This window comes from Pseudomonas sp. PDM02 (assembly GCF_014852285.1).
In the GTDB taxonomy this organism is placed as follows: domain Bacteria; phylum Pseudomonadota; class Gammaproteobacteria; order Pseudomonadales; family Pseudomonadaceae; genus Aquipseudomonas; species Aquipseudomonas migulae.
Genome location: NZ_JACVBL010000010.1, coordinates 37,493 through 51,329 on the forward strand (window position 1 = coordinate 37,493; position 13,837 = coordinate 51,329).

The 13,837-nt window shown below is 59.1% G+C and carries 14 protein-coding genes; 9 read left to right on the forward strand and 5 right to left on the reverse strand.

Annotated features, from left to right (window positions below):
- The first annotated feature begins 1 nt into the window (after window position 1).
- Window positions 2-649: a TetR/AcrR family transcriptional regulator gene (locus IB245_RS18435; protein WP_008038840.1), complete on the forward strand. Its 648-nt coding sequence runs from the start codon at window positions 2-4 to the stop codon at window positions 647-649.
- Between the two features lie 74 nt (window positions 650-723).
- Here IB245_RS18435 and map read toward each other — a convergent pair whose 3' ends face one another.
- Together map and IB245_RS18445 are read right to left on the reverse strand one after the other, a co-directional pair.
- Window positions 724-1,515 (reverse strand): type I methionyl aminopeptidase, encoded by a 792-nt coding sequence (gene map / locus IB245_RS18440; RefSeq protein ID WP_192228255.1) that lies wholly within the window; start codon window positions 1,513-1,515, stop codon window positions 724-726.
- Entirely contained in the window at window positions 1,512-1,778 is a 267-nt protein-coding gene (locus IB245_RS18445) for a ParD-like family protein (protein WP_008038842.1), read from the reverse strand. Before IB245_RS18445 ends, map begins: the two co-directional genes overlap by 4 nt.
- Before the next feature lie 296 nt (window positions 1,779-2,074).
- Here IB245_RS18445 and IB245_RS18450 point away from each other — a divergent pair, with 296 nt between their 5' ends.
- On the forward strand, window positions 2,075-2,545 hold the full coding sequence (locus IB245_RS18450) for an arsenate reductase ArsC (protein WP_008033448.1): 471 nt from the start codon (window positions 2,075-2,077) through the stop codon (window positions 2,543-2,545).
- A gap of 11 nt (window positions 2,546-2,556) precedes the next feature.
- Window positions 2,557-3,249, forward strand: coding sequence for an arsenical resistance protein ArsH (arsH, locus tag IB245_RS18455; RefSeq protein ID WP_008038847.1), 693 nt, complete (start codon window positions 2,557-2,559; stop codon window positions 3,247-3,249).
- A 106-nt stretch (window positions 3,250-3,355) separates the two neighbouring features.
- On the opposite strand, the gene IB245_RS18460 is transcribed toward arsH, so the two are convergent.
- Window positions 3,356-3,817, reverse strand: a complete 462-nt coding sequence (locus IB245_RS18460) for a hypothetical protein (protein WP_192228256.1) — start codon at window positions 3,815-3,817, stop codon at window positions 3,356-3,358.
- A gap of 358 nt (window positions 3,818-4,175) precedes the next feature.
- On the opposite strand from IB245_RS18460, the gene IB245_RS18465 reads away from it, so the two are divergent.
- The 6 genes from IB245_RS18465 to IB245_RS18490 all read left to right on the forward strand — a co-directional run bounded on the left by IB245_RS18465 (window position 4,176) and on the right by IB245_RS18490 (window position 9,161).
- The gene (locus IB245_RS18465) at window positions 4,176-4,916 is read left to right on the forward strand and encodes a Mut7-C RNAse domain-containing protein (RefSeq protein WP_192228257.1); all 741 of its coding nucleotides are present in this window, start codon (window positions 4,176-4,178) and stop codon (window positions 4,914-4,916) included.
- Window positions 4,917-5,095: 179 nt separating this feature from the next.
- Window positions 5,096-5,263, forward strand: coding sequence for a periplasmic nitrate reductase, NapE protein (gene napE, locus IB245_RS18470; RefSeq protein ID WP_008038857.1), 168 nt, complete (start codon window positions 5,096-5,098; stop codon window positions 5,261-5,263).
- A gap of 33 nt (window positions 5,264-5,296) precedes the next feature.
- On the forward strand, window positions 5,297-5,557 hold the full coding sequence (locus tag IB245_RS18475; protein ID WP_008038861.1) for a chaperone NapD: 261 nt from the start codon (window positions 5,297-5,299) through the stop codon (window positions 5,555-5,557).
- Complete coding sequence (gene napA / locus IB245_RS18480) at window positions 5,554-8,058, forward strand: nitrate reductase catalytic subunit NapA (RefSeq protein WP_192228258.1); 2,505 nt, start codon at window positions 5,554-5,556, stop codon at window positions 8,056-8,058. The genes IB245_RS18475 and napA overlap by 4 nt, the downstream gene beginning before the upstream one ends.
- 11 nt (window positions 8,059-8,069) lie before the next feature.
- Window positions 8,070-8,555 carry a nitrate reductase cytochrome c-type subunit gene (locus IB245_RS18485; RefSeq protein ID WP_192228259.1) on the forward strand — a complete coding sequence of 162 codons (486 nt, stop codon included), beginning with the start codon at window positions 8,070-8,072 and terminating at the stop codon, window positions 8,553-8,555.
- 9 nt (window positions 8,556-8,564) lie between these two features.
- Window positions 8,565-9,161 carry a cytochrome c3 family protein gene (locus IB245_RS18490; protein ID WP_192228260.1) on the forward strand — a complete coding sequence of 199 codons (597 nt, stop codon included), beginning with the start codon at window positions 8,565-8,567 and terminating at the stop codon, window positions 9,159-9,161.
- Between the two features lie 66 nt (window positions 9,162-9,227).
- On the opposite strand, the gene IB245_RS18495 is transcribed toward IB245_RS18490, so the two are convergent.
- Window positions 9,228-10,646 (reverse strand): efflux transporter outer membrane subunit, encoded by a 1,419-nt coding sequence (locus tag IB245_RS18495; protein WP_192228261.1) that lies wholly within the window; start codon window positions 10,644-10,646, stop codon window positions 9,228-9,230.
- The gene (locus IB245_RS18500; protein WP_192228262.1) at window positions 10,643-13,837 is read right to left on the reverse strand and encodes an efflux RND transporter permease subunit; all 3,195 of its coding nucleotides are present in this window, start codon (window positions 13,835-13,837) and stop codon (window positions 10,643-10,645) included. Before IB245_RS18500 ends, IB245_RS18495 begins: the two co-directional genes overlap by 4 nt.

The window sequence follows — 13,837 nt, forward strand, 5'->3', positions numbered from 1 at the left end:
AATGGCGCAAATGGGCCGCCCCCGAACCTTTGACCGCGACCAAGCCGTGGAACAGGCCATGCACCTGTTTTGGCAACACGGCTACGACGCGACCTCCCTCGCTCAGTTGAAAGCCGGATTGGGCGGCGGAATTTCCGCACCGAGTTTTTACGCGGCATTCGGCTCCAAGGAAGCGTTGTTTGACGAGTGTGTGCAGCGTTATCTGGCGACTTTCGCTCAAGTCACCGAATGCCTGTGGGATGGGAGCCTGCCTCCACGCCAGGCTATCGAAACCGCGCTGCGCCAATCGGCGCGCATGCAATGCGAAGAAGGTCATCCCAAAGGCTGCATGGTGGCCCTCGGCGTGATGAGCGCGCCCAGCCCGGAGAGTGCGCGGGTGGTCGATGCATTGACCCATTCACGCACCCGCACTCGTGCGGGGATTTTGGCGTGTGTCGAGCGGGGTATCAGTACAGGTCAATTGCCGGGCAATGTTCACGCGCCCGCGATGGCTACGGTGTTCGACAGTTTCCTGCAGGGTATTTCCATCCTCGCTCGGGATAACACGTCGCATGAGGTAATTGATGCGGCCATCACCCAGATACTGCTGACTTGGGACATTACGGCCTCTTCCGCTCCGCCAGCTATCGCAATGGCCAACAGGGACTGATTGACTTAACCCGTGAGGCCATGGCGTGAATCCGGCGCAACTGCGTAATTGTCAAAGGCCCGTCCAGGGCCGGGTTATCGGATAGCCGGGAACTCTTCGACGTTGTCAGGCCAGGCAGATAGAACCTCAAAGCCATCGTCAGTGACCGCCACCATGTGCTCCCACTGGGCTGAAAGGGAGTGATCCTTGGTGACAACGGTCCAGCCGTCCGCCAGGGTTTTCACGTGACGCTTACCCGCATTCAGCATGGGCTCAATGGTGAAAATCATGCCCGTTTTCAACTGCAATCCCTGGCCGGGGTAGCCGTAATGGAGGATCTGCGGCTCATCGTGATAGACCTTGCCAATACCGTGACCGCAGTATTCGCGCACAACACTGAATCCATCCCTTTCGGCGACCGACTGAATGGCATAACCGATATCGCCCAGCGTGGCGCCGGGGCGAACGACTCGAATACCGGCGCACAGCGCTTCGTAGGTGGTCTTGACCAAATGCCGAGCCTGCGGACTGGGTTCACCCACGTAATACATTCGACTGGTGTCGCCATACCAACCGTCCTTTTTGACAGCGACGTCGATATTCACAATGTCGCCATCCTTCAGGACAGTGGCCGAAGGCAGGCCATGGCAGACCACCTGATTGACGGACGTCAGCACGGTTTTCGGGTAGCCGAGATACCCGATATTCCCCGCAATGGCCTTTTGCACATTGACGATGTAATCGTGACAGCGCTGATCGAGCTCGTCGGTGGTGACACCCGCTTTCACATAAGGCCCAATCATGGCCAGCACCTCGGCCGCCAGCGTTGCAGCGGCACGCGAGCTGGCGATGTCTGCCCGGGTATTAATGCGCACGTTCGCCCTCATTTTCTGGCACCGATGGCTGCATGAACCTGTGGGCCTTGCGAACTTTCTTCGAGGGCGCAGAGCTTCTTCAAATCAAGACCACCTTGCAGTTCTGCACGAATCAACATGCGGCAAATGTCGCTGTGATCCAGGTCGGGGTGTAATTCGGCAAGCATCCCGATACGCATCCAGTGCTCGGCCTGAGCGTTGATCGAGCGACTCAACGCATCGCTCGCGACGCGCAGATGCTCATGCATGTCTTCAGAAATTTTTACGATGCCCATCAGCTTCACTATATGAAATGGATATGGAACGTATATTAGTCGGTTTGGGCGCTAAATCAAATGCACGTTATGGCAATGAGGAAGGAATACTGATGGATCTGATCGATCCGCCTGCAAAGGTAGTAATGATTTGGGCGAATGAGTCAGCCCTACGGACTCTGCAGCGGCCTCGTTCTCAAAGACCGCATTCCAGCAACGCCCCATGCCAGGCAATGAATTGACAGTCAGACAGCATTTGACCACCCCATATGGAAAACCGTATATTCGATTAACCATATGTACCAAGAGAAGTCACCATGCGCGTTCTGTTCATGTGCACCGCCAATAGCTGCCGCAGCATCCTCTCCGAAGCGATGTTCAATCATCTCGCGCCGCAAGGTTTTCAGGCAGTCAGTGCCGGCAGCTTCCCCAAGGGCCAGGTTCTGCCGCGCAGTCTTGTGACGCTGCAAGAAGCCGGCATCGCGATTGACGGGTTGAGCAGTAAAGGCAACGACGCCTTCGAAGCCAACCCACCGGACATTGTCATCACCGTCTGTGACAAGGCTGCCGGCGAGGCGTGCCCGGTTTACTTCGGCCCGGCGCTGAAAGCCCATTGGGGATTGGAAGATCCGTCCGAGGTGAAGGGCGACGAAGCGGTCGTGACCGCAGCCTTCCACTCAACCCTGGCGCGCATCGAAACACGCTGCCGGGCCTTCCTCGCCCTGCCCTTCGGCGAACTTGACCGGGATGCGTTGAAGCGCGAACTCGATCGCATCAGCACCCTGTAACCGGAGCCCTCATGTCCCACGAACTGCCCAATCTAGACGCCTCCCTGATTCAATCCATTGCCGGTGACGACATCCCGCACAAGCCGCGAATCCTGCTGTTGTACGGGTCGACTCGACCGCGCTCATTCAGTCGTCTGCTGATCGAGGAAGCCGCCCGATTGCTCGAACATTTCGGTGCAGAAACGCGAATCTTCAATCCATCCGGCCTTCCTCTGCCGGACGATGCACCGACCGATCACCCGAAAGTCCAGGAACTGCTCGAACTGATGCAATGGTCGGAAGGACAGGTCTGGTGTTCGCCTGAACGTCACGGCTCGATGTCGGCCGTGTTCAAGGCGCAAATAGACTGGGTGCCGCTCGCGCTAGGCGCCATTCGCCCGACCCAGGGTAAAACCCTCGCGGTCATGCAAGTCAGTGGTGGTTCTCAGTCGTTTAACGTGGTGAATCAACTGCGCGTGCTGGGGCGCTGGATGCGGATGTTCACCATCCCCAACCAGTCTTCCGTGCCGAAGGCTTATCTGGAATTCGACGAAGACAACCGCATGAAACCGTCCGCGCTTTATGACCGGGTGGTGGACGTCATGGAGGAGCTGGTGAAGTTCACCCTGTTGCTGCGCGAGCGCCCGGACCTGGTTGACCGTTACTCGGAACGCAAGGAGTCGGCGGAGGAACTGACCCGGCGGGTGAATCAGCGGTCGATTTGAAGCACCCCAACGCTTTATAGATCGCAACGAATAAAACACCGATGTGGCGAGATAGAGAAAACCCTATCTCGCCACACCGGTGTTGTCGTAGTCGGCAGCCCCACTATCAACCCTGTGCTTTGCTCATTTTGGTGAACAGCTCGGTTGGCACTTTCTTGCCGTTGGAGGTGAACTGGTTGGTGCGGAATTTGTAGACCTCGCCTTCGGAAAGAAAACCGTCGTTGTTGGTGTCCATCGCCTTGAACTCTTCAGCACCCTTTGGGGCCACGGTCAGCAATTCTTTCAGGGAAACGCGGCCGTCGTGGTCGGTGTCGGTACGGGCGAAGGAAGCGTCGCCGCATTTGCCTTCACCGCATTTGCCTTCACCGGCCTTGGTGACTTTGGCGCCGGTTTCGCTGGCGCCGCACTTGCCTTCGCCACACTTGCCTTCACTGGTCTTTTCCGCCGCGGCGAGTTGGTAGCCTTGAGGCAGTGCGTCAGCGGCGAAGGCGGACGAAGCGAGGTTCATGCAGCCGACCAGTGAAACAGCGATCAGGCCAATACGGGATTTGTTCGAAAGACGGGACATGGTTATTTCTCCGGATACTGTGTGCGGTGAGGCCGCTCAGGGTCATGCCACCAGGGCGATAAGCCGTGGTGCGAGGTGCGTTTGCTTTCTCGCTAAGGCCAGGCTATTTGACTGCAACCGTGTATCCCGGATGTATCCGGATCGAGGGGCATTTGTACGCCAGCATCTTTACAGCGGGTCTGGATACACAGCGATACATTTGGCCCACTGCTTTTTATCTTTGCCGCCTGGAAGGCCCTGAACAAATCGGCATCAAACCTATCCCTGAGCAATTCCAACACGATCGTAGTCGGGGCCCCGCCGCAGAAGATGTCCGGGCCAGACTCGCTCATCCTGCAGCCCTGCCATACTGTTCATCATGGCCAGTGCAACCTTCCGCTTCTACGAGGAGCTCAACGATTTCCTGCCGGCCGAACGGCGGCGGCAGTCATTCACCTGCAAGTGCGCGCGAGGGGCGACGGTCAAGCACATGATCGAGGCGCTCGGGATACCGCACACGGAGGTCGAACTGGTGCTGCTCAACGGTGAGTCGGTGGGTTTCGAGCGGGTGATCTTCGATGATGACCGGTTGGCGGTGTATCCCAAGTTCGAAACGCTGGACATCAGCCCGCTGTTAAAGGTTCGGGCTCAACCTTTACGGGTGCTGCGCTTCGTCGCGGATGCGCACCTGGGCGGGCTGGCCAACCTGCTGCGCATGAGCGGCTTCGACACCCTCTACGACAATGGCTTCGAGGATGGCGAGATCGCTGAGATCGCTGCGCAGCAAGGACGTATCGTGCTCACCCGTGACCGCGAACTGCTCAAGCGGCGGATCATCAGCCACGGCTGTTACGTGCATGCCCTGAAACCGTCGCTGCAGCTGCGCGAATTGTACGAGCGCCTCGACCTGGCGCGTAGCGCGCGGCCATTCAGCCTGTGCCTTCATTGCAACCTGCCGCTGCACGAGATCAGCCCGGAACTGGCCCGGCCGCAGGTGCCGCCACGCGTTGGCGCGCTCTATTCGCACTTCCTGCGCTGCGACGCCTGCCAACGGGTTTACTGGGAGGGTTCGCACTGGCGCAGCATGTGTGCACTGCTGGCACCTCTGCTGAACCGATAGCCGAATGCATCGACAGGGAAGAGATCGCATCCATCTCCATACCTGTCCCGCTCGTACTAGCGTTTGCGAGGCTTGCACCGGTGTAGGGAGGTTAACCATTGGTCGAGAAAAACTCAGGGCAGAAGTCCTCCCCTTAACTACTGATCTAGTATCAACGCAAGTTTCGGCAGGAGATTCTCATGTCGTTGGCTGAAGAACAAAAACCGCAGCGTCGCAAAGAAGCCCGGCTGTTTGTCTTTCTTGTCGTCTGCCTTTTTCCGCTGCTGTCGGTCGCGATAGTGGGCGGCTATGGCTTCCTCATCTGGTTTTTCCAAATGCTCTACGGCCCGCCCGGACCACCTAACTGATAGTTCTCTTTCAGAGCCTGTTGGAGTCAGCGCATGGACGAAACTCTGCATATAGCCAGCCTGGTGGTACTTGCCCGACCTGAACTATTCGACGCCGTCAAAGCCAACTTGCGTCTATTGGACGGACTGGAATTACATCACGAAAGTGCCGCCGGAAAACTGGTGGTCGTGCTTGAGGCCAGCCACGAAAATCAGATCCTGCAACGTATCGAGCAAATCAACAATCTGCCGGGTGTGCTCAACGCCGCGTTGATCTATCACGAACTCCTAGAGCCCACAGGAGACACCGAATGAGCATGTCCCGCCGAGAGTTCGTCAAGGCCCAGGCCGCGGCCATCGCAGCCGCCGCCGCTGGCCTGCCGATTGCCACGTCCGCCAGCAACCTGATTACCGAGGCGGACATGGTCACCCTGGACTGGAACAAGGCGCCCTGCCGTTTCTGCGGCACCGGGTGCAGCGTGATGGTCGCGACCCGCGACAACCGGGTGGTCGCCACCCATGGCGACGTCAAGGCCGAGGTCAATCGCGGACTCAACTGCGTGAAGGGCTATTTTCTCTCCAAAATCATGTACGGCGTGGACCGCCTGACCCAGCCTCTGCTGCGCATGACCAACGGCCAGTTCGACAAACAGGGCGAATTCCAGCCGATCAGCTGGGACCAGGCCTTCGACATCATGGAAGAAAAGTTCAAGCAAGCCCTGAAGAACAAAGGCCCGGAATCGATCGGCATGTTCGGTTCCGGGCAATGGACGGTTTGGGAAGGTTACGCGGCCAACAAATTGATGAAAGCCGGTTTTCGCAGCAACAACATCGACCCCAACGCCCGCCATTGCATGGCCTCGGCGGTGATGGGTTTCATGCGCACTTTTGGCGCGGATGAACCGATGGGCTGCTACGACGACATCGAAGCCACCGACGCCTTTGTGCTGTGGGGCTCGAACATGGCGGAGATGCACCCGATTCTATGGAGCCGGGTCACCGACCGGCGCCTGAGCCAGCCGCATGTGAAAGTCGCGGTGCTGTCGACCTTCGAGCATCGCAGCTTTGAACTGGCCGATATTCCCATGGTATTCACGCCGCAATCCGACCTGCTGATCCTCAATTACATTGCCAACCACATCATTGAAAACGGTAAGGTCGATAAGGATTTCATCAGCAAGCACACGCGCTTCGCCAAAGGCGCCGATGACATCGGCTATGGCTTGCGTCCTGACGACCCACGGGAAAAACAGGCGAAGAATGCCGACAAAGCCAATACCTGGACCGACATGTCCTTCGAGCAGTTCGCCGCGTTCGTCAAACCCTACACCCTGGAACGTACCGCGAAAGAGTCCGGTGTTGCCCCGGAACACCTCAAGGCCCTGGCTGAACTTTATGCGGACCCCGAACGCAAGGTCGTGTCGTTCTGGACCATGGGTTTCAACCAACACACACGCGGGGTGTGGGCCAACAACCTGATCTATAACATCCACCTGCTCACCGGCAAGATCAGCGAGCCGGGCAACAGCCCATTCTCGTTGACCGGCCAGCCGTCAGCCTGTGGCACTGCGCGGGAGGTCGGCACCTTCTCCCACCGCTTGCCCGCCGACATGGTAGTGACCAACCCCAAGCACCGCGCCACCGCAGAACAGATCTGGAAACTGCCGGCCGGAACCATCCAGGAGAAAGTCGGTTTTCACGCGGTACAACAGAGCCGCATGCTCAAGGACGGCGTCCTCAACGTGTATTGGACCCAGGCCAGCAACAACATGCACGCCGGGCCGAACATCATGCAGGAAGTCTTGCCTGGCTGGCGCAACCCGGAAAACTTCGTCATCGTCTCGGACGTTTACCCCACCGTTTCCGCCCAGGCCGCCGACCTGATCCTGCCCAGCGCCATGTGGGTGGAAAAGGAAGGCGCCTTTGGCAATGCCGAACGTCGCACGCAGTTCTGGCATCAATTGGTCAGCGCACCGGGAGACGCCAAATCGGACTTGTGGCAGCTGATGGAGTTTTCCAAACGCTTCACCACCGACGAAACCTGGCCCGCCGAGTTGCTGGCCAAATCGCCGCAATACAAAGGCAAAACCCTGTTCGAGGTTCTATTCAGGAACGGTCAGGTCGACCAGTTTCCCGTCGAGCAAATCGAGGCCGGCTACAAGAACGACGAAGCCAAGGCCTTTGGTTTCTATGCGCAAAAAGGCTTGTTCGAAGAGTACGCCCGGTTCGGTCGTGGCCATGGACATGACCTGGCACCCTTCGACCTTTACCACAGCGAACGTGGCCTGCGCTGGCCGGTGGTCGACGGCAAGGAGACCCGCTGGCGTTATCGCGAGGGCCTCGATCCTTACGTGGAGGCCGGCAGCGAAGTACAGTTCTATGGCTACCCGGACAAGAAGGCGATCATCTTCGCCCTGCCCTACGAGCCACCGGCCGAAATCCCGGATGCTGACTACCCGTTCTGGCTAAGCACCGGCCGGGTCCTCGAACACTGGCATACGGGCAGCATGACCCAGCGAGTCGAGGAGTTGTACAGAGCGGTGCCGGACGCCCTGGTGTACATGCATCCGGAGGACGCCAAGGCCTTGAAGGCACGGCGTGGCAGCGAAGTGAAGCTGATCAGCCGCCGCGGTGAAATCCGCGCGCGCATCGAAACCCGCGGGCGCAACAAACCACCCCGTGGCCTGGTGTTCGTACCGTTTTTCGATGCCAATAAGTTGATCAACAAGGTCACGCTCGACGCCACCGACCCGATCTCCAAGCAGACCGACTACAAGAAATGCGCCATCCGCATCGAGTTGATCAGCGCGGCTTGAGGAGAACCGTCATGACTTTTCGAATCTGGCCCTTGGTACTGCTTGCCGCAATGGGCTTGGTGCTCGCCGCCGAGGTCGATTACCCACTGGATGCGCCCGGCCCCGACGGTCGCCGCCCCGGCGGTACCCTCACCCGGAGCATGCCCGCGCCACCGATTGCCAACGATGAAAACAAGGACCTGAAGCGCGAGCGCAACTATCCTGACCAGCCGCCGACCATTCCCCACAGCATTCGCGGGTACCAGATCGACAAGAACGGCAACAAATGCCTGACGTGCCACAGCCGGGCCAATAGCGCGCGCACCCAGGCGACGATGATCAGCATCACCCACTATATGGACCGCGACGGTCAGGCGCTGGCGGCGGTCTCGCCCCGGCGCTACTTCTGTACTCAGTGCCACGTGACGCAAAAAGAGGTACTGCCGCTGGTGGGCAACACCTTTGAAACCATCGACAAAATCCTGCAAGACGATGCCAACGCTGCGCAAAAACCTTGAGGAGGCGCCATGAAAGCACTGTTCGCCCTGCTTAAGGATTATTGGGGCATCCTCTGTCGACCCAGCGTTTACTTCAGCCTGGGGTTTCTGACACTGGGCGGCTTTATCGCCGGGATCATTTTCTGGGGCGGTTTCAACACGGCACTGGAGCTGACCAACACCGAGAAGTTCTGTATTTCCTGCCACGAGATGCGCGACAACGTCTATGTCGAGTTGCAGGACACCATTCACTACACCAACCGTTCCGGTGTGCGCGCCAGTTGCCCGGACTGCCACGTTCCCCATGAGTGGACGCACAAGATCGCGCGCAAGATGCAGGCATCGAAGGAAGTCTGGGGCAAGCTGTTTGGCACCATCGACACCCGCGACAAATTCCTCACCTTGCGCCGTGAACTGGCGGAACATGAATGGGCCAGGCTCAAGGCCAACGACTCGCGCGAATGTCGCAACTGCCACAACTTTGAGTTCATGGACTTTACCCGTCAGGGCAAACGCGCTGCGGCCATGCACTCCACCGCATTGGCCAATGGCGAGGCCACTTGCATCGACTGCCACAAGGGCATTGCGCACAAGTTGCCCGATATGAGCGGAGTGAAAGGATGGTGATGCATCCGAAATATCCAACCCGCCGCCCCACACCGTCAGCGTAGGGCGACAGATCTCACACCAGCATCAGTTCGTGGCTACCACTTTTTTGTCGCCACTGTCCCACCCTCCTCCCAACGCCTTATAGATCGCGACGATGCCCCGGTACTGATCAATCTCACCCAGCGCCTGCGCATCCTCGGCGTTCAGGCGTTCACGCTGCGCATCCAGCAACACCAGATAATCCACCGTGCCTTCCTTGTACTGAATCGCCGCAAGGTCTGCAGCCGCTCGGCTCGACTCACTTTGCTTGATCAACGACAGCAGCCGCTGCTGGCGTTTGCCGTAGTCGCTGAAGGCGTTTTCCGACTCTTCCAGCGCCAGCAGCACTTGCTGTTCGTAGGTGGCCAAGGCGCCTTCGGCATTCGCATCGGCACCCCGGATGCGCGCTCGCACACTGCCCAGGTCAAAAGCTGCCCAGGTAATGCTCGGTCCCAATCCCCAGGCTCTGGCGGCACTGGAACCAATCTGCGATCCACGGCCAGCGGTGAAACCGAGGAAGCCGCTCAAACTCACTCGAGGGAACAGGTCGGCGGTGGCCACGCCGATTTCCGCCGTGGAGGACGCCAGCCTGCGCTCGGCGGCGAGCACATCGGGACGCCGGCGCAGCAGCTCGGCGGGATCACCGATCGGCAACGCTTTGGCGATGGCGGGCAACTGCGCAGGGCTCAACGACACGCTCAACGTATCCGGGCGTTCACCCAACAGCGTGGCGATGCGGTTTTTCTGCCGCACCTGTTCCGCTTGCAGTTGCGGAACCGTCGCCTCGACAGCCGCCAAACGTGCGTCGGCACGCACCACGTCGAGCTCATTGCCCACGCCGGCATCGCGCAGGCTGACCGTCACGCTGCGCGAATCCTGCTGATTCTTCAGGTTGGCCAGGGCAATTTTTTCCCGCAACTGCGCGCCGCGTAATTGGCCGTAGGCATCCACCAGCTCGGCGATCATTGTCACGCGAAGCTGATACAAGTCTGCGGCGGCAGCGTCTTCCTGGGCGCTGCTGGATTCCAGTTGACGCTGGATCCGGCCGAACAGATCGACTTCCCAAGCCATGTCGAGGCCCAGGTCGTAGCGTTCGATATTGACGCGGCTTTCGGTCAGGCCAGGCACTTGCGACTTGCCCTGCTGGCTGCTGACGCGGCTGGTGACGACCGGCAAATTGTCATTGCTGACGTCATCACGAATCGCCCGGGCCGCTTTCCAGCGGGCAAACGCGACGCGCAAGTCGCGGTTGCCCTCCAGGGATTTGCTCACCAACTGATTGAGCGTGGGGTCATCAAACTGTTGCCACCACACCGTTTCAAAACGCGATTGATCGTAGGCACTGCCTTGGGCAGACACGACGTTGGCAGGCGCGGTGTCCGGCGTTTTGTAGTCGGGGCCTACCGTGCAGGCGCCGAGCGCGACGACCAGGAGGCTGGGTAAAAAAAGCTTCAAGGTGTTCATGAATGTGCCTCCTGATTGAGCGCGTTTACCTGATGAGCCTTGGTGACCTTGCGCGCGTTTTTGCGCTCGATGTAGCGACGAATCAGCACGAAGAACACCGGCGTCAGCAGCAACCCGAAGAAGGTCACTCCGAGCATTCCGGAGAACACCGCGACGCCCATCGCACGGCGCATTTCCGAGCCGGCACCCGTGGACGTCACCAGCGGAATCACCCCCATGATGAACGCGAAGGACGTCATCAGAATCGGCCGCAGACGCATGCGGCAAGCGTCCAGCACTGCATCCAGCGGCGACATGCCCTGGTCCTGTTTATCCTTGGCGAACTCGACGATAAGGATCGCGTTTTTGCAGGCCAGGCCAACCAGTACGATCAGGCCGATCTGGGTGAAGATGTTGTTGTCGCCCTTGGAAATGATCACCCCGGCAATCGCCGACAGCAGGGTCATCGGCACAATCAGAATCACCGCCAATGGCAGGCTCCAGCTTTCATACAGCGCCGCCAGCACCAGGAACGCCAACAGCACGCAGAGCGGGAACACCAGCAAAGCCGTGTTGCCCGACAGGATTTGCTGGTAGGTCAGGTCGGTCCACTCGTACGTCATGCCGTTGGGCAATTCTTCCTTGAGCAACTTTTCAATCGCGGCTTGTGCCTGTCCGGAGCTGTAGCCGGGGGCTGCACTGCCGTTGATTTCGGCGGTGAGGAAACCGTTGTAGTGCGAGACCCGGTCAGGGCCTGACGTCGGGCTGACCTTGACGAACGTGGCCAGCGGAATCATCTCGCCGCGATCATTGCGCACCTTCAACTGACCGATCTGTTCAGGCTCCTGGCGGAACTGTTGCTCAGCCTGCACGTTGACCTGATAGGTCCGGCCAAAACGGTTGAAATCGTTGGCGTACAGCGAGCCCAGGTAGACCTGCAAGGTGTCGAAAATATCGTTGATCTTCACCCCGTGAGTCTTGGCTTTTTCCCGGTCAATGGCGGCTTCGACCTGCGGCACGTTGACGGTGTAGCTGGTGAACAGGTTGGCCAGCTCCGGCGTGCTACGGCTCTTGGCGATAATGTTCATCGTCTCTTTGTACAGCTCGTCGTAGCCCAGGTTGCCACGGTCTTCGATCTGCAGACGGAAGCCACCGATGGTGCCCAGGCCTTGTACCGGAGGTGGCGGGAACACGGCGATGTAGGCGTCCTGAATGCCGCCGAACTTGCCGTTGAGCGAGGCGGAAATCGCCTTGGCAGACAGGCTCGGGTCTTTACGCTCTTCGAACGAACTCAAGCCGATGAACGCAATACCGGCGTTCGGGCTGTTGGTGAAGCCGTTGATTGAAAGGCCCGGGAATGCCACGGCACTGTCGAAACCCGGCTCGTTCATGGCGATGGTGCTCATGCGACGGATCACCGATTCGGTGCGGTCGAGACTCGCGGCATCCGGCAGTTGCGCGAAGGTCACCAGGTACTTTTTGTCCTGGGTCGGCACGAAGCCGGTCGGCGTGGTGCTGAAACCCATCCAGGTCATGGCGATCAGACCGGCGTACACCAACAACGCCACGCTGCTGCCACGAATGACTTTGGCCACGGCAACCATGTAGCCGTGACTGGCCTTTTCGAAGAAACGGTTGAACGGTTTGAACAGCCAGCCACCGAGCAAACGATCCAGCACTCTGGAGAACCGGTCTTTCGGTGCGCCATGGGCCTTGAGCAACACCGCTGCCAACGCCGGTGACAGAGTCAGGGAGTTGAACGCCGAGATCACTGTGGAGATCGCGATGGTCAACGCGAATTGTTTGTAGAACTGTCCCGTTAGACCCGAGATGAAAGCCGCAGGCACGAACACCGCGCACAGCACCAGCGCCGTGGCGATAATCGGCCCGGTCACTTCGCCCATGGCTTTCTTGGTCGCTTCGACCGGCTCCAGTCCGGATTCAATGTTTCGTTCGACGTTCTCCACCACAACAATGGCATCGTCGACCACGATCCCGATGGCGAGGACCAGACCGAACAGCGACAGCGCGTTGAGCGAAAAACCGAGCAGATGCATCACGGCAAACGTACCGATCAGCGACACGGGCACGGCCACCAAAGGAATGATCGACGCGCGCCAGGTTTGCAGGAACAGGATGACGACCAGCACCACGAGAATCAGCGCTTCGAACAGCGTGTGCACCACCGCTTCAATCGAGCTGCGGACGAAAATCGTCGGGTCGTAGACGATCTCGTAATCCATGCCTTCCGGGAAGTTTTTCTTCAGCTCGGCCATCTTCGCCCGCACCTGGTCGGAGACGTCGATGGCGTTGGAACCCGGCCGCTGGAAGATCGGCATCGCCACCGCTTCCTGGTTGTTGAGCAAGGCGCGCAAGGCGTACTGGTTGGAACCCAGTTCGATCCGGGCAATGTCCTTCAGGCGCGTGATTTCGCCGTTCGGACCACTGCGCACGATCACGTTTTCAAACTCTTCTTCGCTGACCAACCGTCCCTGGGAGTTGATCGACATCTGGAAGCTGGTGGCATTCGGCGCAGGCGGCGAACCCAGTTGCCCGGCGGCGACTTGACGGTTTTGTTCGCGCACCGCAGTGACCACATCAGTGGCAGTCAGATTGCGCGAGGCGGTTTTGTCCGGATCGAGCCAGATACGCAGCGAGTAATCGCCGATGCCGAACATCTTCACATCGCCGATCCCTTCCAGGCGCGACAGCTCGTCCTTGACGTTGAGGATCGCGTAGTTGGACAGGTAGAGCATGTCGTAGCGTTTGTCCGGAGAGATCAAATGCACCAGCAACGTCAGCTCGGGAGACGCCTTGTCGACGGTGATACCGATACGCGTCACTTCCTCGGGCAGCTTGGGCTCGGTACGGGTCACGCGGTTCTGGACCTGGACCTGGGCGTTGTCCAGATCGGTGCCCAACGCGAAAGTCACGGTCAGGGTGAGCCGGCCGTCAGCCGTGGATTGCGAGGACATGTACAGCATGTTCTCGACGCCGGTAATGGCTTGCTCCAAAGGGGCTGCCACGGTTTCGCCGATGACTTTCGGGTTGGCGCCCGGGTAGTTGGCGTGAACGACAACGGTCGGTGGAACCACTTCCGGATATTCACTGATCGGCAACTGGAACAGCGAGATCGCGCCAGCGATCAGGATCAGCAGCGACAGCACCGCCGCGAAGATCGGCCGCGTGATAAAGAACTGGGAGAACTTCAT

Coding starts and splice junctions, on each gene's coding strand:
- IB245_RS18435 (WP_008038840.1), top strand. CDS start 2: ATGGCGCAAATGGGCCGCCCCCGAACCTTTGACCGCGACCAAGCCGTG.
- map (WP_192228255.1), bottom strand. CDS start 1,515: ATGAGGGCGAACGTGCGCATTAATACCCGGGCAGACATCGCCAGCTCG.
- IB245_RS18445 (WP_008038842.1), bottom strand. CDS start 1,778: ATGGGCATCGTAAAAATTTCTGAAGACATGCATGAGCATCTGCGCGTC.
- IB245_RS18450 (WP_008033448.1), top strand. CDS start 2,075: ATGCGCGTTCTGTTCATGTGCACCGCCAATAGCTGCCGCAGCATCCTC.
- arsH (WP_008038847.1), top strand. CDS start 2,557: ATGTCCCACGAACTGCCCAATCTAGACGCCTCCCTGATTCAATCCATT.
- IB245_RS18460 (WP_192228256.1), bottom strand. CDS start 3,817: ATGTCCCGTCTTTCGAACAAATCCCGTATTGGCCTGATCGCTGTTTCA.
- IB245_RS18465 (WP_192228257.1), top strand. CDS start 4,176: ATGGCCAGTGCAACCTTCCGCTTCTACGAGGAGCTCAACGATTTCCTG.
- napE (WP_008038857.1), top strand. CDS start 5,096: ATGTCGTTGGCTGAAGAACAAAAACCGCAGCGTCGCAAAGAAGCCCGG.
- IB245_RS18475 (WP_008038861.1), top strand. CDS start 5,297: ATGGACGAAACTCTGCATATAGCCAGCCTGGTGGTACTTGCCCGACCT.
- napA (WP_192228258.1), top strand. CDS start 5,554: ATGAGCATGTCCCGCCGAGAGTTCGTCAAGGCCCAGGCCGCGGCCATC.
- IB245_RS18485 (WP_192228259.1), top strand. CDS start 8,070: ATGACTTTTCGAATCTGGCCCTTGGTACTGCTTGCCGCAATGGGCTTG.
- IB245_RS18490 (WP_192228260.1), top strand. CDS start 8,565: ATGAAAGCACTGTTCGCCCTGCTTAAGGATTATTGGGGCATCCTCTGT.
- IB245_RS18495 (WP_192228261.1), bottom strand. CDS start 10,646: ATGAACACCTTGAAGCTTTTTTTACCCAGCCTCCTGGTCGTCGCGCTC.
- IB245_RS18500 (WP_192228262.1), bottom strand. CDS start 13,837: ATGAAGTTCTCCCAGTTCTTTATCACGCGGCCGATCTTCGCGGCGGTG.